The organism is Pseudalkalibacillus decolorationis, assembly GCF_024609785.1.
Classification (GTDB): Bacteria; Bacillota; Bacilli; order Bacillales; family Fictibacillaceae; genus Pseudalkalibacillus; species Pseudalkalibacillus decolorationis.
Map to the genome: position 1 here is coordinate 55,640 of NZ_JANHJQ010000001.1, position 19,836 is coordinate 75,475.

Sequence of the window (19,836 nt, forward strand, 5' to 3'; positions counted from 1 at the left end):
TGGAAGATCGACGAGGAGGCTGTTGCCGCCGCAGGAGGCCTGAAGTGATCCAAGTGGTTGGGCGCTGAAGCTGGACATTACATCCATGCCGCAAACTTTTATACTTTCTTTACTCAAGAAAAAAACAGCAGGAGTACTCCTACTGTTTTACTTTGTTTCGCGGTGTAGTGTGTGACGCTTCAATCTTGGGCTGTATTTCTTAAGCTCAATACGGTCAGTGTTTTTACGTTTGTTCTTTGAAGTGATGTAGTTACGGTCACCCGTTTCTGTGCAAGCTAATGTAACTTGTACGCGCATGTTCTTTCCCTCCAAACTATCTACAATGATTAAGCGCTACGAATCAACCACCACGCGGATGGATGAGTGCTTAACATTTCGTTGATTTCGTCTAATTGTCAAATGACACCCCTGTATCATATCAAATATTCACCAAACAATCAAGATACTCTTTCTCTACTTTTAACGCTTTCTTGCATATCGCTGGGCTTCTACATTTGTTGAAAGGACTTGATTTTATGGACGTAAGATTTCGACTTTTCCCTCGCGCTCTCAAGATCAGGTCCTTGAGAGTACACTGTAAAGGTTGGATCTACGATGTCGGGTAAGATGAGTGTCCAACCACCTCCAGGATGATATACTTTTATACCATCGACTAGGTCAATCTGTTGTCCTTTTGTTTCCTCCATCAACTTTCGCATCACCCTTCCTTTAACTCTGGAAGGGCATTGTACGCTTTCCCTGATCAAACGGATCTCAGGCAGCATTTTCACAAGCTGTGTGAGCGGCATTTGACGGCTTGAGATCATATTTAGAATGGAGGAGAGAGCGAAAATGGCATCGTATTGGACATTAAGTACGGTTCCTCCTACCTCAAGAATGGACCTCGCATCTGCTTTCGTTCGGATCAATGTCCCATTCAGCTTATCGGCTAATTGATCAAGTTCAGATGATCCATAAACCGGAACTGCATATTGGGAAAGTTGATGATCTCCAAAGGCTAATAAGACGTAAAGAGAAAGCATCTGGTCTTCATCCAACCAGCTTCCATCCTCTGTCATCACTTGTAGCCTTTCACCAGATTGATCGATCCATATTCCCAAATGTGACCCTGTAGCTTGAACGACTCCAATCATATTTTCTTGGGAGGTTTCGGATGGAACTGTGATTACACTGCAGTTAAGTCGCTCAAATAGCTTTGACACCATCGAGAACGGTGATCCATTCGCATTCAATACGATTTGAAATGCACATTCTTGAATACTACGGATATTGACGCCATTCAAGACCTTTTTCATATATCTTTCTGATTTCCCTGATTCATGCATCCCGATGCCAATTTTATCGAAAGGAGCTCTTCGATAATCCTCCTGCCAAAACGCATTTTCGATCTTTCTTTCCATCCCTCCATCAATAGATAACCCTTTCTCGTCATATAACTCTATAACAACAAGCATTTCATTATGGTGGTTACAGAATCGAATATAGACTCCGCCTACCCACTCCTCTTGTTCGATGATATAACGAAGAACTGGCGCCATTGTTGGCGATATATCAACAGTGTGTATCCCAGCTGAGTGAAGCCCTTGAACAAAAGCCTTCAAGATCAGTTCGGAAAATGGATGATCATCAGATGCGACCCCGAGTAAACCTCCTTGAGATAATACGGATCCATAAGCTGAGGCTACCCTTGCGACGAAGTCCGGTGTGATTTCAATATTAGCAATTCCACTAATCCCACGACTCGTAAACAATGATCTCGTCGTCTTTTTACCCCAAATTAATGAGGTATGCACAATCGTATTATCGATAATACCTTTCTCTGGCCATACCTTCACTTCCGGTTTAACAGTGACCTTCTTACCAATGTGCACCTGGTTTCCGATGACACTATGTTCATAAAGACAAGATGCTTCGTCTAAGGAAGTGCTAGAAGCAATCGTTGTTCCACGTAATTCAGATCCAACTCCAACGTATACATCATTCCATAAAATGGACCGTTTTAATGAGGCGAACGGAGAAATTTTACTATGGGCTCCGATCACGGTGTATGGGAGGATTTTAGCGTGTTTCCTAACGATCGTACCCGAGCCAATATACACAGGAGCTTTTACTGTGGCAAGCTCTTCTATTACAACATTTTGACCAACATATACTCCTGGAGTAATTTCTTTACCGGTAATGGGTAGGTCAATTAATCCATCCAAGAAATCATCATGGCTCTTTCGATATTGATTTAAGCTACCAATATCTGACCAATATCCTTCAGATTGAAAGCCATACAGTCCTTCGTTTTCTTTCATTAATAATGGGAACAGGTCTTTACTGAAGTCCGTTGGTACATCCTTCTGTAAATAACGGAAGATCTCCGGCTCTAGTATATAAATTCCTGTATTTACAGTATCACTGAAAACTTCATTCCAGCTCGGTTTTTCAAGAAACCTCACAATTCGATTGCTTTCATTCGTCATGATTACCCCGTATTCTAACGGAGTTTCCACTTGTTTCATAAAAATAGTAGCGAGGGCATTTTTTTGATTATGAAAATCAATACCAGCCTGAAGATTGAAATCAGTTAGCGCATCTCCACTTATAACGATAAACGGTTCATCAAGAAACTCTTCTGCATTCTTAATACTGCCAGCGGTACCGAGAGGGGTCGTTTCTTCAAAATAATGCAATTCAACGCCAAATTGATTTCCATTTCCGAAGTATTGCTTGATTTGATCGGGCAAATAATGGACTGTCACTGCAATTTCGGTAACTCCGTACCGCTTTAACAATTCAATAGCGTATTCCATAACTGGTTTCTCAAGAATGGGTACCATTGGTTTTGGTAGATTGCAGGTCAATGGACGTAAGCGAGTTCCCTTACCTCCTGCCATGATTACACCCTTCATTTATTCCCCTCCTGTCAAAATCGGTTTTCTCGTAAATTGTTTCACCACATTAGCTGTCTTTACTGCAATATGATCCCAACTATATCTACTTGTTACTTCGGACCAGGCATTTTCAACTAAATGTTTGCTTAAGTTTCCGTTTTCATAAAGTACTAATATTTGATCGCGCATGCTTTCAGGGTTACCAGCATACACCTTTAATCCATTCTGATTATGATCAATAATATCGTCCAGCCCGCCTGTATCACTAGCAATTACTGGTGTTCTTGCAGCCATGCCCTCTAATGCGACGATTCCAAAAGGTTCATAAAGACTTGGGAATAGAACAGCATCACAATTAGACATATACATATTTCGCTCCTCATCTGATACGTAACCGATAAAAAAGACGTTATTTTCTAAGTTTCTTTCTTTTACAGAAGACCTGTACGTATCAAGCATCGGACCTCTTCCTGCAATAATAAATTTAATGGAAGGATGAAGATCTTTTAATAAGGAAGCTGTATCGATCATCACAGCGTATCCTTTTTCCGGAACGATCCTGCCTAATGAAAATATATAAAAGTCCTGCTCATTACCAAACTTATGCTTCCAACTACCCGTAGTCGTAGCTGTACGACATAATAAAGGGTCTACTCCATTTGGTATAACCGCGATCTTTTCTTCTGGAACTTGAAAAATCGCTTTCAGTTCATGTTTCATGAAGGTGCTGCAAACAATAATATGCTTTGCTTCGTACATTAATTCCCACTCTTTATGGTGAATAACTCCTTGAAGGTCTGTGTGGATGCCATTATTCCTCCCATGCTCAGTTGCGTGTATCGTCGCAATAAGGGGAAGATTGAAACGTTGTTGAAGCCCCTTTGCTGAAACACTGACAATCCAATCATGTGCATGTATGCAATCGAATTTCACCTTTTCTGCTAATTTCAACGCTAGTTCTGAAATAGCAAGATTCAAACTTCCTGACCAGTGATAAAAATCCTCATGATATGGTTGCTTACCTCGCACCCGATAAACGTGGACACCTTCGATCACTTCAAAATCAGGACTACCATCTACAGCACTCGTAATAACGTATACGGAATGCCCTTCTTTAGCCATCGCTCTAGACAAATCATATACATGCCGCGCAAGTCCTCCAACAACATTGGGAGGAAATTCCCAAGAAAGCATTAGAATCGTGGTTTCATCCCCATCATTGGTCGGGGGTACTTGTTGTGAAGCGATATATTGATCGTGTTCAGACGTTATATTCGGCATTTCACAACATTCGAGAAATGGATACCTTGAACCAATCTTTTGAAGTAAGTGGGGAGTGATGCTGTTATTCTCAATTGCTGTTTTAAGTGTATTAAAAACGCCTAAGTGATCTTTAATTCTTCGGATTGCATACTCACTTGAACTTTGTTGGTCCATAATAAATGCCCAGTCACTACTAGCTGCAAGCATCCATTCATTCGCTAGTAGCTTTATCGCTTGTTTCGTCAAATGAGCTTGTTGTTGATCTACTGCACAAAGTTTAATCAGCTGACGTTCCATTTCGTGGAGATGTCTGTAGATCCATGCATTATTGTCGTTGAGCCAGACCTCACCGAAACCATTTCTACCCCAGCTAGAAAAGCTTGCATGATGTGTTTCTATCAATTGATAATGACGTTTAATATATTCCTTCGGGGTAATCCACGATAACTGATTCTTTCCTCGCTCAAGTAATGCGGAAATCCATTCTGGACCTTCATACCACCAATGACCGAATAGTTCTGCGTCAAATGAAGCAAGTGTAAGCGGGGGAGCGCCATCATCATTATCCCTATTCTCATTCAATGATCCAGTGATCGAATGTACAAAATCATTGCTGTGCTCTACTACACGATCAAGAGCAACTTTCCTAACATAGGATTCTTTTTCTTCCGTTTCACCTGTTATTTTGTGATACTTCAATCCTGTATCGACCCGAATTCCTTCTGGATGAATATGGTCTTTAATGTATTCAAACTCGCGTGTGTATCCAATATCCCGGTAAAATTCCCGGTAATTCGGATCCCCTGGATAACCCGTTTGTGCATCCCAAACTTTTCGGGAAACCTCGTTATGTCTTGGAAACAGAACAATACCGTGTGGGGAAAAAGTTGGAACGTGACAATTTTTTGGAGTGGGATCTAATCCACGAATCGTTCCTTCATCGACAAATGTATACCGTACACCTTCCTCGTAAAGAACTTTATCAATACCAGGCGTAAACGCACATTCAGGTAACCAAAACCCATCAGGTTTGAAGCCAAAGTGATGTTCGAAGCATTGAATACCGAACTGAATCTGAAGACGTATTCCTTGTTCAGTTAGCAAATACGGTAAGAAGGCGTGTGTTGCGGATGATGTGAGGCATTCTAGTTTATTTTTCTCAACGTAAAATCGAAAGGCTGCTATTAAATTTCCATTCCATTCTAAAAATGTTTGTTTAATTCTCTGGTAACGTTTTTTATAAAATGAAACAACTTCACTTTCCTCGTGGCTGGAAACGTAACTCGATTCCTTCTCAATGAGATCAAACGTATTATCAATATACTGAAGATAGCGATCAATTAATCTCTCATCAGCTAGCATTTCGAGTAATGGCGGTGATAGTGATAGCGTATATTGGGTGTGGTTGGAAGCTCGTTCTTCCAATCCCCAGATAAGCGGAATATAGCTCTCAGTAATTGCCTCAAACAACCAGCGCTCCTCTAATGCACCAGATTCTTTATGGAGAACATAAGGGAGATGAGCATGTAAGACGAATGCAAAATATCCTTTCATCGGTAGCCTCCTCATGATTTCAATGATTGATAGTACGAATAAGTCGAAAAATGCTCATACCACTCAGAATTCTTCTGACTTCCAGATTGCCAATTTAGTACAGAAGTATGATGTCTTGAATTTCCTTCTACTTTTTCGCGTGGTGTCTCAATCGGTAGAGAACGTAAAACAGTCAGAAAGTTTCCATCACACGTTTGAATACCAAAATCAATCACATAGGTGCGGTTCGGTTCTAAATCACGGACAAACCAGTTATTTGTCATTTCGGGTAGCGATATCACAAAATTTTGGTGTGCATGATGTCCATCAAAAATCAGATCACTTACATCATAGATTTTTAATTGTTTCATGAGGTTGCACCATTCAGTTGTGAGATGGTGAGTAACTAGGTTTTGAGTATTTGTATGTATTTCCCAAAATGCATACACGCACTGCGGACTTTGTGGTAATACTGTTAGTTGATCATTGTTATATAGAACAGGAATTTCAGGTGCTTGACCAAATTCTTCACCGCCTTTTACCGCGTCACCACCTTGTAATTGTCTATACTTTTTAAGTCTGTATTGTACCTTTCCAATGGATGTATTCATTTCAAAAGCGATTTGTTTCACCGAGTAACCTTTATCTTTCAAAAGTACGATTTCATCAATCATATTTTCCTCCTTATATTTGGTTGTTTCATTTATACTTCTAATCGTATCACCGGTTTTTTCAGGCTACAATAAACGTAAATTGTAGAACTTTGCGGTATATAACGCCGATGCTTGATACCGTCTATTATTAAATTTATGGAACCGTTTTCTTTACAATAAAACCCGGATACTGCAATATCTTTCGACTTAAACATTTATTTAAATCGGATTCGGCGCAAATTGTCGAATTTTAATAGGAATATTGGAGTAGATTTACGAAAAAAACTATGCGTTACAAATAGTCTATGATATAACTGTTAGAGAACTGTTTATTTAAGGAGGAGCTATACTATGGAACTTACAATAATTTCTTTACTCATAGCAGGGATTGTACTGATCGTTCTATCATTCTTTAAGCAAAATCGTAAGCAAAACCTCGAAATTCAAATCGAAAATGTCTCGATTCAGCTTATGAAGGAACTCTATCAAATCAACAAGAAGATTAAAGTACTTGAAGAAGAATTGATGATTACGGATCGAAGAGAAATCAAATAAAGGGGTCATCGTATGTTTAATAGTGGGATGAGAGGTTTTGGCGGAGGTTTAATCATTGCAGCCGGAATCCTAGCATTTGTACATTACCAAGGTACTGAACAGGTTGATTCAGAAGCAACAGCTGTAAATGCAGCAGAAACTGTTACATATGAACAAGTTGAAAGCTACCTTCAAAGTAAAGATCTAGTTGCCGTACAACAGAAACAATGGGAACAATTCCAGAGTAATCAAAAAACAGCTGAAAAGAAACCAGCTGAAGATAAAAAAGAAGATGCTCCAGAAAAACCAGAGGAGCCAAAAGAAGAAGTTATAAAAACTACAGTAGTCATTTCAAAAGGGACAAGCACGGGCCAGGTTTGTGATTACCTTGAATCGAAGAAGATTATTAATAGCAGTGATGCGCTAATCAAATACCTTCGCTCAAACAACTTAGAATCTCAAGTTCGTTTTGGAAGCTACGAAGTGAACAGCAAGATGACCATTGCAGAAATTGCAAGTGTCATCACTTCAGCATAAGTAAGAAAAGCGTAAGCGCCCGGTTCAGGTATGATAAAGAAAACTTGGTTAACGCTAAGGCGATTACCTTAGTTGCCCTTATGCCTGTGGTGCAAGCGCTGGAGATTCTGCAGCACAACACGCTTTTTGTGTTTGTGGAAGAATCGAAGCGACGATCTGCGTACCTGGGCGTTGGAGCTGGACATTACATCTATGCAGCAAAATTTTATACTTTCTTAACGTGTAAGAAAAGCGTAAGCGCCCGGTTCAGCCCCGAAGGTCACTGGAAGGCCAACGAGGAGGCAACTGCCGCCGCAGTGGACTGAAGTGATCCGAGGGGTTGGGCGCTGGAGATCAAAAAAGGTGACTCGTAAGGAGTCACCTTTTTTGATTCAATTTACTTATTCATTTAGATCGTATCTTTTACCTTTTACAAGATAAACAATGCTTTCTGCGATATTAGTTGCATGATCAGCGGTACGTTCTATATATCTGCAAATAAAGCATAGTTGGATGATTTGATTGGTATCGTCTGGATATTCCTTCATCATTCCAAGTAACTCCTGAATTAAACGACCATAAGTTTCATCCACTGTATCATCTTTGTCTGCCATACTTTTAGCAAGTGCTACGTCTTCGTCTGTATAAGCTTGTATCGCCTCTGATAACATTTGATTTGCAGTTCCTGCTAGTTTAGGTATTTCCTCTAACGGCTTAATTAATTTTGATGGACCGATTCGAATGACCGATTTTGCGATGTTTACTGCAAAATCAGCCATACGTTCTACATCTGATGATATTTTTATTGCAACAATAACTCTACGCAGATCACTTGCTACAGGTGATTGCTTTGCAATAAGAAGAATTGCCTTATCATTTATTTCTTCCTCAAGCTGATTTACCTTTACATCATTCTCGATAATTCGAAGCGCCAGCTCCAAATCCTGATTTTTTAGTGACTCAATTGCTTCATCTAATGCTTTTCCCGTTAATCTGCCAAGTTCTATAAGCAATTCACGTAGTTCATCTAGCTGTGTTTGAAAGTTTTCGCGTACTACCATTATAACCTCTCCTCACCTTTTATCCGAAACGACCTGTTATATAATCCTCTGTTCTTTTATCTGCAGGGTTGGAAAACAATTCATTCGTGTTCGAAAACTCTACGACTTCTCCGGTTAGAAAGAACGCTGTCTTATCTGAAATCCGAGCAGCCTGCTGCATATTATGAGTGACAATAATGATGCTGTAATCCTTTTTCAGCTCTTGAACAAGCTCTTCAACTTTTAATGTAGAGATAGGATCTAGAGCGGATGTCGGCTCGTCCATTAGAATAACATCTGGTTCGATAGCGAGACACCGTGCAATACAAAGACGTTGTTGCTGTCCACCTGATAGTCCATAGGCATTCTCATTAAGTCGATCTTTCACTTCTTCCCAAATGGCTGCGCCACGAAGACTTTTTTCTACAATTTTATCTAGGGTTTTCTTATCTCGAATTCCATGGATTTTAGGACCATAAACAACATTCTCATAAATCGATTTTGGAAATGGATTTGGCTTTTGAAAAACCATCCCCACCTGAGTTCGTAATTCTTCTACTTTATAGGAAGGTTGGAAAATATTTTGATTACGGTATTGAATTCCTCCAGAAACCTTAACAGAAGGAACTGTTTCCACCATTCTGTTCAATGTTTTGATAAACGTTGACTTTCCACACCCAGACGGTCCAATAATGGCAGTAACTTGCTTTTCGGGAATGTCTAAATTAATATCCTTTAATGCATGATCCTCGCCGTACCATAAATTCAACTGGTTTACCTTATATACATTTTCTACATTCACAATAGGCGTCTTCTTTGTTTCTGTTTGTTTCTTTTTCGGACGATCTTTTACAGTCATATTCATTATAGTTAGCTCTCCTTTACTAATAAATTAGTAACGCTTTTGGAATTTATTCCGAATCAACACTGCAATCGAGTTCAAAATGATTAGCATTAACAATAGTATTATAATCCCTGCAGCAGCAAGCTCTTGAAATTCAATCTGTGGTCTTGTTGCCCAGTTATAAATTTGAATCGGCATTGCTGTGAACCCTGAATACAAGTTCTCCGGTAAAAATGCAACGTACGTAAGTGCACCAATTACGATCAATGGTGCTGTCTCCCCAATTGCCCTTGAAAAAGCAAGGATGGACCCTGTCAAAATTCCAGGGATAGAGGCAGGCAACACAACACGTTGAATCGTTTGCCATTTTGTAGCACCCATTGCATAGGATGCATCACGCATTTCCTTAGGAACAGATCGTAACGCTTCCTGTGATGCTACTACGATTACAGGTAGGATGAGCAAGCTCAATGTATAACCTCCAGCTAGTACACTCTGACCCATTTCGGCTAAACGAACAAAAATCGTCAACCCTAATAATCCAAATACAATAGAAGGAACGCCTGCGAGGTTCGCAATATTAACTTGTATTATACGTGTAAACCGATTCTTCGGCGCATATTCTTCGAGGTACAAGGCTGTCCCAACTCCAAGTATGAGTGATACAGGGATTGTAACTGCCATCAGCCAAAGGGTACCGACAATTGCTGCCTTAATACCTGCCTGTTCAGGAAACCTTGATGCAAAATTTGTAAAGAAATCAAGACTTAAATAACCGATTCCTTGTGTTGTCATTCTGTAGATCAATACCCCAAGCACAATCAACCCGAAAAGTGTAGCAAGTAATAAGAGCCCTTGGAGGATACGGTTTGTGAATAGTCTAGATGCCATTTTCTTTTTAACTTGTTCTTTGTTAACTAGGTTCATATTAGTATTCCTCCCTAAAGTGACGAGACACATACTGTGCTATGAGATTCATAATTAAAGTAAAGATAAATAAAGTCATTCCAACAGCATAAATACTGTAATAGATCGTACTTCCGTATCCAGCATCACCAAGACTAACTTGAACAATATAAGCTGTCATCGTCTGGATGGACTCTGTTGGGTCAAGAGTTGCTTTAGGAGAAGATCCGGCAGCAACAGATACGATCATTGTTTCTCCAATTGCACGTGAGATTCCTAATACGATTGATGCAACGATACCAGAGGTCGCTGCTGGAAGAACGACTTTCACAGCTACTTCAAAACGGGTTGCACCAAGAGCATAGGCTCCTTCACGAATTGAATTTGGCACAGAACTCATCGCATCTTCAGAAAGCGATGCGATCATAGGAATGATCATGATTCCAACAACAATACCGGCACTTAAAGCATTATATATTGACAAACCATCTATAAAAGTTCGTAACAGGGGGGTCACAAACGTAAGTGCGAAGAAACCGTATACGATCGTTGGGATTCCCGCTAATACTTCAAGTACTGGTTTTATAAGTTTCCGAATTCTGTCCGACGCATACTCACTTAAATAAATCGCAGATGCAATTCCAATTGGAACAGCAACAATCATTGCAATGAATGCGATCAGTAGTGTTCCTGCAACAAGCGGCCATATTCCATAACTAGCATCTTCCCCAGAGTAAAATGGCAGCCATTCCTTACTTGTTATAAACTCGATGATTGGTACCTGATTAAAAAATGTAAAAGTCTCTATGATTAAGGTAAAGACAATTCCTACAGTCGTCAGGATTGAAATAATTCCACATAATAAAAGTAAAAATGGAATCAGCTTTTCTATAATCTTTCCAGATCGTTTACTTTTGTTTTGTTTTATTAATTCATTAACTGATACCGAATGTTTTCTATTTTCAACCAAAATTGGCAACCTCCCTAACACCACACCAAAACGGGATAAGGCGAGGTTATCATTTTTATGATCCTCACCCATCCCATTCTTGCATTTAGGTTATCTATTTTTCTGTATTATTTTCCAGCAATTTCTTTGATCTTTTCGATCTGCTTATCGTATTGTTCTTGAGGAAGTGCAACATATCCTACTTCTTCCGCAAGTTTTCCAGCATTTTCAAGCGTATACATTACATAGTTATATACAGCTTCGTTTTCTTTAAGAGATTTATTATTTACATAGGTAAACAATGGGCGAGAAAGTGGATTGTATTTTCCAGACTGAATTGTTTCTCCAGTCGGTTTCACTGCTTCTCCTGCTTCGTTCACAATCGGAACGACAGTTAAGTTATCTTTGTTTTCAAGATAGTAAGCATAACCGAAGAACCCGATTCCGTTTTGCGAGCCTGTTACCCCTTTAACGAGAATGTTGTCGTTTTCAGAGAGCTGTGCATCTTTACGGATACCTTTTTCTTCAAGGATAACTTCGTTGAAGTAGTCGAATGTACCAGAGTCTGTTCCAGGGCTAAAGAACTTAATTTCTTCTTCAGGCCATCCTTCACGCACATCTGCCCATGTCTTTACTTTGCTACCCTTTTTCCACATTTTAGTCAGTTCTTCTACAGTTAATTGGTCTACGAAGTCATTTTCTTTATTTACAACCACGGAAAGACCATCAAATGCAAGCGTTAATTCTGTATATTCAATTCCATTTTCTTCAGCAAGTTTCTTTTCTTCTTCTTTAATCGGTCGACTCGCATTGCTTAGATCCGTTTCACCTTTAGTGAATTGTTCAAATCCACCGCCTGTTCCAGAAACCCCTACTGGAACCTTCACGTCAGGGTGCTCACTTTTAAATTCTTCAGATACAGCTTCCATGATCGGAAACACAGTGGATGAACCATCAATCTTAACGCTTCCGCCTTTACCTTCACTACCACCTTCAGCAGCACTTCCACTTCCGTCACCGTTGCCACATGCTGTTGCAACAATTAACAGTGTTGTCAACATCATCAATAGTGCACTTTTCTTAAAAGCTTTCATTGTGAAATCCCCCTGTATCGTTTAATTTCGATTTAAATAGAGAGTCGTATGGTTTCTCTATCAAACCTAGGCGCTTGCCCTTACATTGAACATCTTATCTCCTAGGTATTAAGCCTGTATAAATGAAATGTTAAGGTTTTGTAAAGATGATTAAAAAAATGAATAACTTGATTAAGTTGATCTTATCAGGCTTATTCTGACGCCGTCAGAATACCTATTAGTATTTTTTGGTGAGTCCACAAAAAATAGAGGTTAATTTTGGTTTATTGGGAAAGCTGAATAGTTTGAGTACAGAACAGCGAAAATAGTGGATGAATCAAAAAGAAAAAAGGTCGGATTTAAACCGCCTTTTTTCATATATATGTAGGTAACTTTGAAGTTTACTCGCCATGGTTTTGGTGTGAACCCAGTTTTTTTGAGTACACGAATCCTCGACAAGTATATATATATTGAGGAAGCAATCTGCTTAAACCAATATGATGTTAACGTTGTGCCGCTTGATTTCTTTTTGGAAGTGTTCATTTAATCCTTTATCAACTATGATTTCATCTATTTCCGATAGATTAGCAAACTTCACTAACGCTGACTGTCCAAATTTCGTATGATCAACCAAAAGCGTCACCTTGCTCGCGGTTTTTATGATCGATCGCTTAAATTGTGCATGCAAATGATGAAATACCGTTAATCCATAATTCGGTTCAATACCTGTGCTTCCTAAGAACAACCTGTTTACACGAATTTGATCAAGTGCCTCGCTTACTAGTGCACCGTATAATGATGAGGTATCGGCAATACGTGTTCCTCCAAGAACGACTAAATGAACCAATTCCTTTTTACTTAGAGCATTAGCTATATTAATATCATTCGTAATCACCGTCACAGGAAATTCACCCAATATTTTTGCAAGCTCTAATATTGTACTCCCCCCATCTAGAAATACTGTATCTTCTATTTCAATGGAAGTCAGTGCTTTTTGGGCAATCGACTGTTTTTCCGTAATATGTTTTGATTGCCTTTCTGCAATAGGATAAATTCCCCCATGCTGTGGAAGCACAGCTCCCCCATGAATGCGTTTCAAGTACCCTTTTCCTTCTAAAAAAATCAAATCTTTCCTTATCGTTTTTTCGGTTACACAAAATAGTTCACTTAAATCTGAGACTTTCACCGTTTTATCTTCTTTTACATATTGAAGAATTTTTTCTTGTCTTTCGACTGAAAGCATATCAAACCCACCTACCGTCCATATGGTTCATGTATGGTTAGAATACACTATTTAGGAATGGGGGTAAATAAGGATAAACTCCTTGAGTCATAAATTCACGAATGACACTGGTTCCAGTTCCTGTTAACTTGACGAATCATAAGGGAGATTATGAATTGATAAGCCATTTTACAAATTGACTTGTTGTTTCTTTATGTTCTGCGTTTGATACAATTCCTAGCACTTTATTTTCAGTTACAAAACCCGCATCTTCAAACAAAGAATTGCCGTTTATTTCAACACCTAATATATGTTCTTCTCCTTCATCAGCACTCTTCAAGCTCACAGGACGAACATTCTTATTCTGTAATAATTTCGATAATTTATTATGGTTATCCAGCCTTAAAAAAGTTCCCTGTTGAGCGTAATACAGAAAATCTTCCATGTTCATGATCAATATATCTATATCTTTTGTTGCGATCTGAGTCAGCAGTTTTTGATTCAACGTATGATTCTGAGGCGCTGAAAGATTGCCTGTAACAGGCCAAAAATTCAGCTTAACCTCTGAATCTGAATCATTCTCCAAAATTGCAGAAGTAGCCTTACTTTGAAGGTTTTGTTGTTTCTGCTCATCTACTACATTTCCCATAATGGCTACATCTAGTGCCGATTCCCTTTGATCGTTGGATGAAAAAACAAGAGGGATTAAAGCGACCACAATAAATATCCCTACTAAAATATGAGGCTTATAATGATACCAAATGTTGTCGAGTTGATTAAATAGTTGTTTTGTTGTCATGTCATCACCTTGTGTTTTCATAAACGTTTTGTATAGTTAAATATTACTTTTATTTTTCTATCAAATGCTATATGTAGAAAATTCTGTATTCTTTATATTCCATTCTATCATATAACAAATCTAGCTACAAAGGCGAATCGTAAGTTGTACTATCAGCACTTACGATTCACCTTTTTGGTCTATAAGGTAGCTCTTTCATCGATTTTCTCTAATAGATGCTTCAAAGATTGTGAAGCGACTTTAAACAATTTAGGCCCGCTAAATCCTGAAAATGTTTCTGCAGCAGATAGATGTGGCTCAAGAGACAAAAATCCCGAATATCCTTTTTGCTGTAAGGCTTGAAGTAAATCCAGAACTTGTCCGTCACCTTCTCCGGCTGGTACCACTTTTCCGTTTTCCATCAAAGCGTCTTTTATGTGGATATATTCAATATGTTTATCCAAGAGAGGATAAGCATTAGTAAATGGTATAACACCACACTGAACAAAGTTTGCAGGATCGAATGCACAACGGAGATTAGGAGAGTGACATGTTTCAAATATATCTAAACAACGTTCTGCCGTATCACCGTATATTTCTTTCTCATTCTCATGAAGAAGAATCACGTCCTTTTTCTCTGCAATGCTCGATAATGTTTTCATTCTCTTCATTACTTCATCACGATGCTTTGAAGGATCGTCTCCTTCAGGAATAAAGAATGAAAAGATTCGAATATACTCCGTATCAAACATTTTTGCCACATGAATAGCACGTTGAAACTTTACGAGATGCTCGTCAAAATCGTCATTGATTCCAACTTTCCCAATAGGCGATCCAATAGAGGACAAACGAAATCCTCGTTGATCAAGCTCTTCTTTCACTTGCTCTAATTCTTCATCTGTTAAATCAAGCACATTCTTTCCCCAGACACCTCGAAATTCTATATTCTTTATTTCTTCTGATTCAAGCACATCTAGTTGTTCGTATAATTCCGGAGAAATTTCATCCGCAAATCCAGTCAAAATAACCAAGATAATCGCCTCCTACTGTATAAAAGTGCATTGCAATTTAGACATCGGTAATCCGAAAATAGATCAAGGCGGTTCATGAGGGTGTATCGCCAACTTAACACCACACTCTTCAGCGTAAGGAACTTTCAAAAAATAAGATAAAGTCGAATAACTCAGCCATTATTGCAACTCCTTCTTTAAAAATATCCAAAAGTTTCCACCGAATAACTTTGAGATGTCGCGCTCAATATCTACTCTATGAATATCCCAGTCCGCTTTTATAAGATCTTCATATTTTTTCGTTAAAACGTTTGTTATGATTTCACGTGAATGGTCCCACTTATAGACGAGCTGGTCTAGTATTCTTGCATCTGAATGTTGTGGAATCACGCTTAAACCAAGGAGTTCAAATCTCATTTTCGTTATTTCTTCTATGAGACTAGGATTATTTAAAAACCACCAGCAGCCAAAAACCATTAAATTTCTGAATTTTCTTGCATTAACGGTGAGCTCATGCTGATTTTCCCTTGAAAGCATTGTGACTAAAAATTTATTTTGCGGATACATCTTGCAAATCTTTTCCACCGAGTCGATATTAGCTTTGCCAATTCCGTCGCCTGCGCTTTTTAAAGCCGGATTAACGCCTCGCTTTACACCTATCATCATTGAGAAAGGGATATTTTTCTCTTTACACACCGGAACAATCGCTTTTGAGATGAGCTGAGAGCGAACCGACTCATCCGGAAAGACGAAAGAATTTGGTAGAGAAACAGCAACATATAACGCTTTCATTTTATCGATCCACTCGGAGATAAACCGCTGAATTTCTAACAAGCTTTTATCATTTAATGTTTCGTCTACATCATATCCCCATTGTTGGAGTTTTAAATAGGTTGATGAATAATCATTTAATAGCGGATCGATTCTTAACGCCGCAGAAACCTTGAATCTTGGTTGTAGCTTTCCCATAATTCACGTTCCACTGAATCGAACGGATCATTTGTCATGACGACACTCTCAACGCCCGCTTTTTGGAAAATAAAATCAACATAACCAGAAGAATCGGAAATGTTAAGCTGCTCTCGGTAACGTTGCAAATCTTTTTTTTTCAAATCAACGCCGAGCTTTTTCAATGTCGTAACGACACCGCGGCAAGCTTCACTGTATGGTGTGTTTTTCACAAAAAGAGTTTTCCAAATCAAGTCAGCCTGCTCTCTTTTCGATAAACGCCAAAAATAATCATATGAAATATCACATTCACGCATTACTTCAGCGATTAAATAATGATACGTTAACAGCTCATCAATACCTGCAAGCATTAATTCGTTAAAATGAGGGGCGAACAAGTGTGTATGTACATCGGTGATCGGTGTCGAATCAACTATTTCTTTTACAACCGAATGTATACTTTTCTCAGCAATCAACATGTTTTTTCCCCTTTCACGAAATATTTGTAAGTCTTCCTATCCAAAAGAGTAGTGGCTATTATTTAAACTAGTTGGGCTGCAAGCTTATTTAGGTTATTTAAACTAATTTGTAAGCTGTCCATCGGGTTTCCAGGGCAAACGTCTTGTTCCACGGAGTACCATTCCACACCGGATTGTTCACACCATTTCAAGATCGGTTCAAAATCGATGATTCCCGCACCTACCTCAGCAAACGTCTGTTTTTCGTCTCCTGTCATATCTTTTAAATGTATGATCGGCATTCTGTTTGCATAAGGTTGAATAAATGAAAGTGGATCTTCTCCTCCCTTCTTTACCCAAAAAACATCAATTTCCGCCAAAAGTTGGTTTTCCACGGTTGGTTCAAGTAAATATTCTAAGGCCGATTTACCATTAACCTCTGTATCGAACTCAAATGCATGATTATGATAACTAATACGAAAGCCTTTCGCTTTATCGGCAATTTCATTTAATTTATTGCGGACGGATAGATACCCTTCAGGATTTTGGAACCCGCCGGGAAGATACGGACAAACAATATCTTTCGTATTATAAAGGGTCGCTTCCTCGAGAACACTTTCCAAATCGTTCTCCAACTGTTCTAACGAAATATGCATTCCTGCTGTGCCAAGCCCGGTTTCCTTTAGTAAAGAGGCTATCTCTTGCGGATTATATCCTTGTGGCAAGCCGGATAGCTGCACTCCTGCCCACCCCATTTTCTTTAATTCTCTAAATACAAACGGAAGATCCTTTTTTAATTCATCTCGCACCGTATATAGTTGGGCTGCAAACTTTTCTCTCATTACCGTTCACTCCTTACAATTTAGTTTATCTTTTTAAAGCGGTGGGATCAGTTCTCCGTTAATACATTAAATCGATGGGGTATTGGCCCCCACTGCTGTAAAGCGTGAAAAAACCCTTTCTTATTATTCAGTTTAAAATAAGAAAGGGTTAGTTGCTTGTAACAGATTGCTATATTTTTCTTGAGAATTGACCGAGATTGCGTTACTGTTTTCCTTCCGAAATTGTGTTGGCGTCATCTTCATATTTTTACGAAAAAAACGGCTGAAATGGGAGGAGTTTTCAAAACCGGAATCAAGTGCTACTTCTAATATCGTTTTTTTCGGATACATTTCCAACAAATATTTTGCACGGTTCATTCGTCGATTCATCAGATACTGCATAATCGTAAAACCGGTTACTTCTTTAAAGATTCTGGACATGTAATACTTACTAATATTTAAGTTTTCAGCGATATGATCTAATGTAATGTTTTGATGAAAATGGTGATCAATCCATGTTACGACACGTTCAACATGGAGGTCTTTCTCCGATTCATATCTTGGGACTTTCTGAAGCTGAGATTGGCTCAAATCATATATTTGAAAAAGGAGCTGGATTAGATAGGTAGCCGTTCCCCCTTCTTTTAATCGTTTTCCTGTGTTGTCTTTTTCTTTTCGTGTACTAGTGACGTTTATACTAATCCTTTCAATTAAATTTTCGATTTTGTTCAATGTTATTTGATCGATATCGCGAAACAAACAATTATTTAGCTTGTAAAACGGAATCAGTAATTCAGGCATTTGAAGCGTATGTATGATCGGTCTGATCCACTCTGGTGAAAATTCAATGACACTTCGCTCATAAGGCTCGGGTGGCAGTGGATTTGGCCTGTGCAATGTTAAGCCATTCATAATAATAACGTCACCCGGCAGCAGCTCGTAAATACGATCGCCAATTAAATACTTGCAATTCCCACTATGAAAATGGTAAATTTCAAATCTTTCATGCGAATGGTAATAAAAATCAGATTGCGACCACTTTTCATCTTTTCTACGATATGTTGCACTAATCCGAATATTCATTCTTAACACATCCCGGATAAATTCTATAAGGAAAATTGTGTACACCAATCCATAGGGGTATGCAGTTCTTCTTCCCAACTCGCAATTGAAAAAACCACGTACCTATTTACTTATTTAGGTATGTGGTTCTTTCCATTATTTTATCATGTTTTTGTATGGAAGTCTCTGAATTTTCTGACTGTTTTTTCTTATTGTTCAACTTTAACTTTTAAAGGAAGCTGTACCGATTTACCGGTTTGAGCCGACTGATAAATTGCCAATATGATTTCAAGTGGTTTCAAACCTTCTTCACCGTTAACTACTGGTTCACGATCGTCTTGTATCGCCTGGATCATGTCTTCTAATTGTAATTGGTGTGATGAGCCATGAATGGAAGAGGGATTAGATGCGCCCGTTTCACCTTCAGAAGCATATTTCTTATTGGCTGAATTTTCGACCTTTCCTCCACCATAAAACGATTCTTGATTACCTTGCTGACGTAAATAGAAGTGCTTAAGCTTATCAGTTTCAATAACGGCTGTACCATTTGTACCAAACACTTCCAAACGAGTATGCAGTCCAGGATAGGCGCTCGTCGTCCCAACAATCGTCCCTAAGGCACCGTTTTTAAATTTTACAGTCGCTACGGCAACGTCTTCTACCTCAATTCGCTCATGTGCTAATGTATCTGCATGGGCGTAAATGCTTTCGACGGGCCCCATCATATACTGGAGTAAATCAATATAATGAATGGATTGGTTCATTAATGCTCCACCGCCGTCCAATGCCCATGTTCCGCGCCATTCTCCGCTATCATAATATTCTTGCGAGCGGTACCAGTTAACCGCAGCCATTCCAAGTACTGTCTTTCCTAATTTTCCAGATTCTATTTCTTGCTTTACCTTTACAACATCAGGGTCAAAACGGTGCTGCGAAATAATCGAAAGCTTTACTCCCGCATCACGACATGCTTTAATCATTTCATGTGCTTTCTCCAATGTAACATCCATCGGTTTTTCAACAATGACATGCTTTCCATACTTTGCTGCGGTAACGGCCATGTCAGCGTGCATGCCGCTAGGTGTTAATATATTAACAACATCAATATCCTCCCTGCTCAACATTTTATGGTAGTCAGCGTACCAGTCAACCCCGTATTCCCCTCCGAACCTTTTTGCATTTTCCACTTGTGAGTCAGCAACAGCTACTAATCTCGCATTTTCAATTTTTTTAATTTCTTCAGCATGTGTTCCGCTAATTACACCACACCCAACGATTCCAAATCTAAATTCTTTTCCCACTTGAATTCCTCCTAATGTGAATTTGTTGATGGACCGTTATGATCTA

The 19,836-nt window shown here is 38.9% G+C and carries 20 protein-coding genes; 2 read left to right on the top strand and 18 right to left on the bottom strand.

From position 1 onward, the window contains the following. Window positions 1-147: 147 nt before the first annotated feature. From rpmG to NON16_RS00320, 4 genes are all read right to left on the bottom strand, one after another. Window positions 148-297, bottom strand: a complete 150-nt coding sequence (rpmG, locus tag NON16_RS00305) for a 50S ribosomal protein L33 (RefSeq protein ID WP_257345865.1) — start codon at window positions 295-297, stop codon at window positions 148-150. 191 nt (window positions 298-488) lie between these two features. Then, a complete protein-coding gene (locus NON16_RS00310; RefSeq protein ID WP_257345868.1) occupies window positions 489-2,897 on the bottom strand; it encodes a sugar phosphate nucleotidyltransferase in 2,409 nt (802 codons plus the stop codon). Further along, complete coding sequence (locus NON16_RS00315; RefSeq protein WP_257345870.1) at window positions 2,898-5,696, bottom strand: 1,4-alpha-glucan branching protein domain-containing protein; 2,799 nt, start codon at window positions 5,694-5,696, stop codon at window positions 2,898-2,900. 11 nt (window positions 5,697-5,707) lie between these two features. Further along, window positions 5,708-6,349 carry a DUF4912 domain-containing protein gene (locus NON16_RS00320; RefSeq protein ID WP_257345872.1) on the bottom strand — a complete coding sequence of 214 codons (642 nt, stop codon included), beginning with the start codon at window positions 6,347-6,349 and terminating at the stop codon, window positions 5,708-5,710. Window positions 6,350-6,679: 330 nt separating this feature from the next. Here NON16_RS00320 and NON16_RS00325 point away from each other — a divergent pair, with 330 nt between their 5' ends. Together NON16_RS00325 and NON16_RS00330 are read left to right on the top strand one after the other, a co-directional pair. After that, a complete protein-coding gene (locus NON16_RS00325) occupies window positions 6,680-6,883 on the top strand; it encodes a hypothetical protein (protein ID WP_257345874.1) in 204 nt (67 codons plus the stop codon). Window positions 6,884-6,895: 12 nt separating this feature from the next. Further along, entirely contained in the window at window positions 6,896-7,399 is a 504-nt protein-coding gene (locus NON16_RS00330; protein ID WP_257345877.1) for a hypothetical protein, read from the top strand. A 380-nt stretch (window positions 7,400-7,779) separates the two neighbouring features. On the opposite strand, the gene phoU is transcribed toward NON16_RS00330, so the two are convergent. From phoU to NON16_RS00400, 14 genes are all read right to left on the bottom strand, one after another. Beyond that, complete coding sequence (phoU, locus tag NON16_RS00335) at window positions 7,780-8,439, bottom strand: phosphate signaling complex protein PhoU (protein ID WP_257345880.1); 660 nt, start codon at window positions 8,437-8,439, stop codon at window positions 7,780-7,782. Between the two features lie 19 nt (window positions 8,440-8,458). Further along, window positions 8,459-9,283 (bottom strand): phosphate ABC transporter ATP-binding protein PstB, encoded by an 825-nt coding sequence (pstB, locus tag NON16_RS00340; RefSeq protein WP_257345883.1) that lies wholly within the window; start codon window positions 9,281-9,283, stop codon window positions 8,459-8,461. Between the two features lie 27 nt (window positions 9,284-9,310). Next, window positions 9,311-10,189, bottom strand: coding sequence for a phosphate ABC transporter permease PstA (gene pstA / locus NON16_RS00345; protein ID WP_257345886.1), 879 nt, complete (start codon window positions 10,187-10,189; stop codon window positions 9,311-9,313). Window position 10,190: 1 nt separating this feature from the next. Then, window positions 10,191-11,138: a phosphate ABC transporter permease subunit PstC gene (pstC, locus tag NON16_RS00350; RefSeq protein WP_257345888.1), complete on the bottom strand. Its 948-nt coding sequence runs from the start codon at window positions 11,136-11,138 to the stop codon at window positions 10,191-10,193. A gap of 107 nt (window positions 11,139-11,245) precedes the next feature. Next, window positions 11,246-12,211 carry a PstS family phosphate ABC transporter substrate-binding protein gene (locus NON16_RS00355; RefSeq protein WP_257345891.1) on the bottom strand — a complete coding sequence of 322 codons (966 nt, stop codon included), beginning with the start codon at window positions 12,209-12,211 and terminating at the stop codon, window positions 11,246-11,248. A 466-nt stretch (window positions 12,212-12,677) separates the two neighbouring features. After that, complete coding sequence (locus NON16_RS00360; RefSeq protein ID WP_257345894.1) at window positions 12,678-13,433, bottom strand: DeoR/GlpR family DNA-binding transcription regulator; 756 nt, start codon at window positions 13,431-13,433, stop codon at window positions 12,678-12,680. Between the two features lie 148 nt (window positions 13,434-13,581). Then, the gene (locus tag NON16_RS00365; RefSeq protein WP_257345898.1) at window positions 13,582-14,211 is read right to left on the bottom strand and encodes a type 2 periplasmic-binding domain-containing protein; all 630 of its coding nucleotides are present in this window, start codon (window positions 14,209-14,211) and stop codon (window positions 13,582-13,584) included. A 179-nt stretch (window positions 14,212-14,390) separates the two neighbouring features. Further along, on the bottom strand, window positions 14,391-15,221 hold the full coding sequence (locus NON16_RS00370; RefSeq protein WP_257345900.1) for a sugar phosphate isomerase/epimerase family protein: 831 nt from the start codon (window positions 15,219-15,221) through the stop codon (window positions 14,391-14,393). A gap of 63 nt (window positions 15,222-15,284) precedes the next feature. Beyond that, window positions 15,285-15,377: a mannonate dehydratase gene (locus NON16_RS00375; RefSeq protein WP_372508717.1), complete on the bottom strand. Its 93-nt coding sequence runs from the start codon at window positions 15,375-15,377 to the stop codon at window positions 15,285-15,287. Window positions 15,378-15,380: 3 nt separating this feature from the next. Beyond that, window positions 15,381-16,169, bottom strand: coding sequence for a hypothetical protein (locus NON16_RS00380; RefSeq protein ID WP_257345902.1), 789 nt, complete (start codon window positions 16,167-16,169; stop codon window positions 15,381-15,383). After that, window positions 16,127-16,627 (bottom strand): hypothetical protein, encoded by a 501-nt coding sequence (locus NON16_RS00385; protein WP_257345904.1) that lies wholly within the window; start codon window positions 16,625-16,627, stop codon window positions 16,127-16,129. Before NON16_RS00385 ends, NON16_RS00380 begins: the two co-directional genes overlap by 43 nt. Before the next feature lie 62 nt (window positions 16,628-16,689). After that, entirely contained in the window at window positions 16,690-17,448 is a 759-nt protein-coding gene (locus NON16_RS00390) for a sugar phosphate isomerase/epimerase family protein (protein ID WP_257345909.1), read from the bottom strand. A 132-nt stretch (window positions 17,449-17,580) separates the two neighbouring features. Next, window positions 17,581-18,510: an AraC family transcriptional regulator gene (locus NON16_RS00395; protein WP_257345911.1), complete on the bottom strand. Its 930-nt coding sequence runs from the start codon at window positions 18,508-18,510 to the stop codon at window positions 17,581-17,583. Between the two features lie 188 nt (window positions 18,511-18,698). Beyond that, a complete protein-coding gene (locus NON16_RS00400) occupies window positions 18,699-19,790 on the bottom strand; it encodes a Gfo/Idh/MocA family protein (protein ID WP_257345914.1) in 1,092 nt (363 codons plus the stop codon). Between the last annotated feature and the right edge of the window lie 46 nt (window positions 19,791-19,836).

Bases quoted from the DNA above. Each gene is read 5' to 3' on its own strand.
- rpmG (WP_257345865.1), bottom strand. From the start codon at position 297: ATGCGCGTACAAGTTACATTAGCTTGCACAGAAACGGGTGACCGTAAC.
- NON16_RS00310 (WP_257345868.1), bottom strand. From the start codon at position 2,897: ATGAAGGGTGTAATCATGGCAGGAGGTAAGGGAACTCGCTTACGTCCA.
- NON16_RS00315 (WP_257345870.1), bottom strand. From the start codon at position 5,696: ATGAAAGGATATTTTGCATTCGTCTTACATGCTCATCTCCCTTATGTT.
- NON16_RS00320 (WP_257345872.1), bottom strand. From the start codon at position 6,349: ATGATTGATGAAATCGTACTTTTGAAAGATAAAGGTTACTCGGTGAAA.
- NON16_RS00325 (WP_257345874.1), top strand. From the start codon at position 6,680: ATGGAACTTACAATAATTTCTTTACTCATAGCAGGGATTGTACTGATC.
- NON16_RS00330 (WP_257345877.1), top strand. From the start codon at position 6,896: ATGTTTAATAGTGGGATGAGAGGTTTTGGCGGAGGTTTAATCATTGCA.
- phoU (WP_257345880.1), bottom strand. From the start codon at position 8,439: ATGGTAGTACGCGAAAACTTTCAAACACAGCTAGATGAACTACGTGAA.
- pstB (WP_257345883.1), bottom strand. From the start codon at position 9,283: ATGAATATGACTGTAAAAGATCGTCCGAAAAAGAAACAAACAGAAACA.
- pstA (WP_257345886.1), bottom strand. From the start codon at position 10,189: ATGAACCTAGTTAACAAAGAACAAGTTAAAAAGAAAATGGCATCTAGA.
- NON16_RS00355 (WP_257345891.1), bottom strand. From the start codon at position 12,211: ATGAAAGCTTTTAAGAAAAGTGCACTATTGATGATGTTGACAACACTG.
- NON16_RS00360 (WP_257345894.1), bottom strand. From the start codon at position 13,433: ATGCTTTCAGTCGAAAGACAAGAAAAAATTCTTCAATATGTAAAAGAA.
- NON16_RS00365 (WP_257345898.1), bottom strand. From the start codon at position 14,211: ATGACAACAAAACAACTATTTAATCAACTCGACAACATTTGGTATCAT.
- NON16_RS00380 (WP_257345902.1), bottom strand. From the start codon at position 16,169: ATGGGAAAGCTACAACCAAGATTCAAGGTTTCTGCGGCGTTAAGAATC.
- NON16_RS00385 (WP_257345904.1), bottom strand. From the start codon at position 16,627: ATGTTGATTGCTGAGAAAAGTATACATTCGGTTGTAAAAGAAATAGTT.
- NON16_RS00390 (WP_257345909.1), bottom strand. From the start codon at position 17,448: ATGAGAGAAAAGTTTGCAGCCCAACTATATACGGTGCGAGATGAATTA.
- NON16_RS00395 (WP_257345911.1), bottom strand. From the start codon at position 18,510: ATGAATATTCGGATTAGTGCAACATATCGTAGAAAAGATGAAAAGTGG.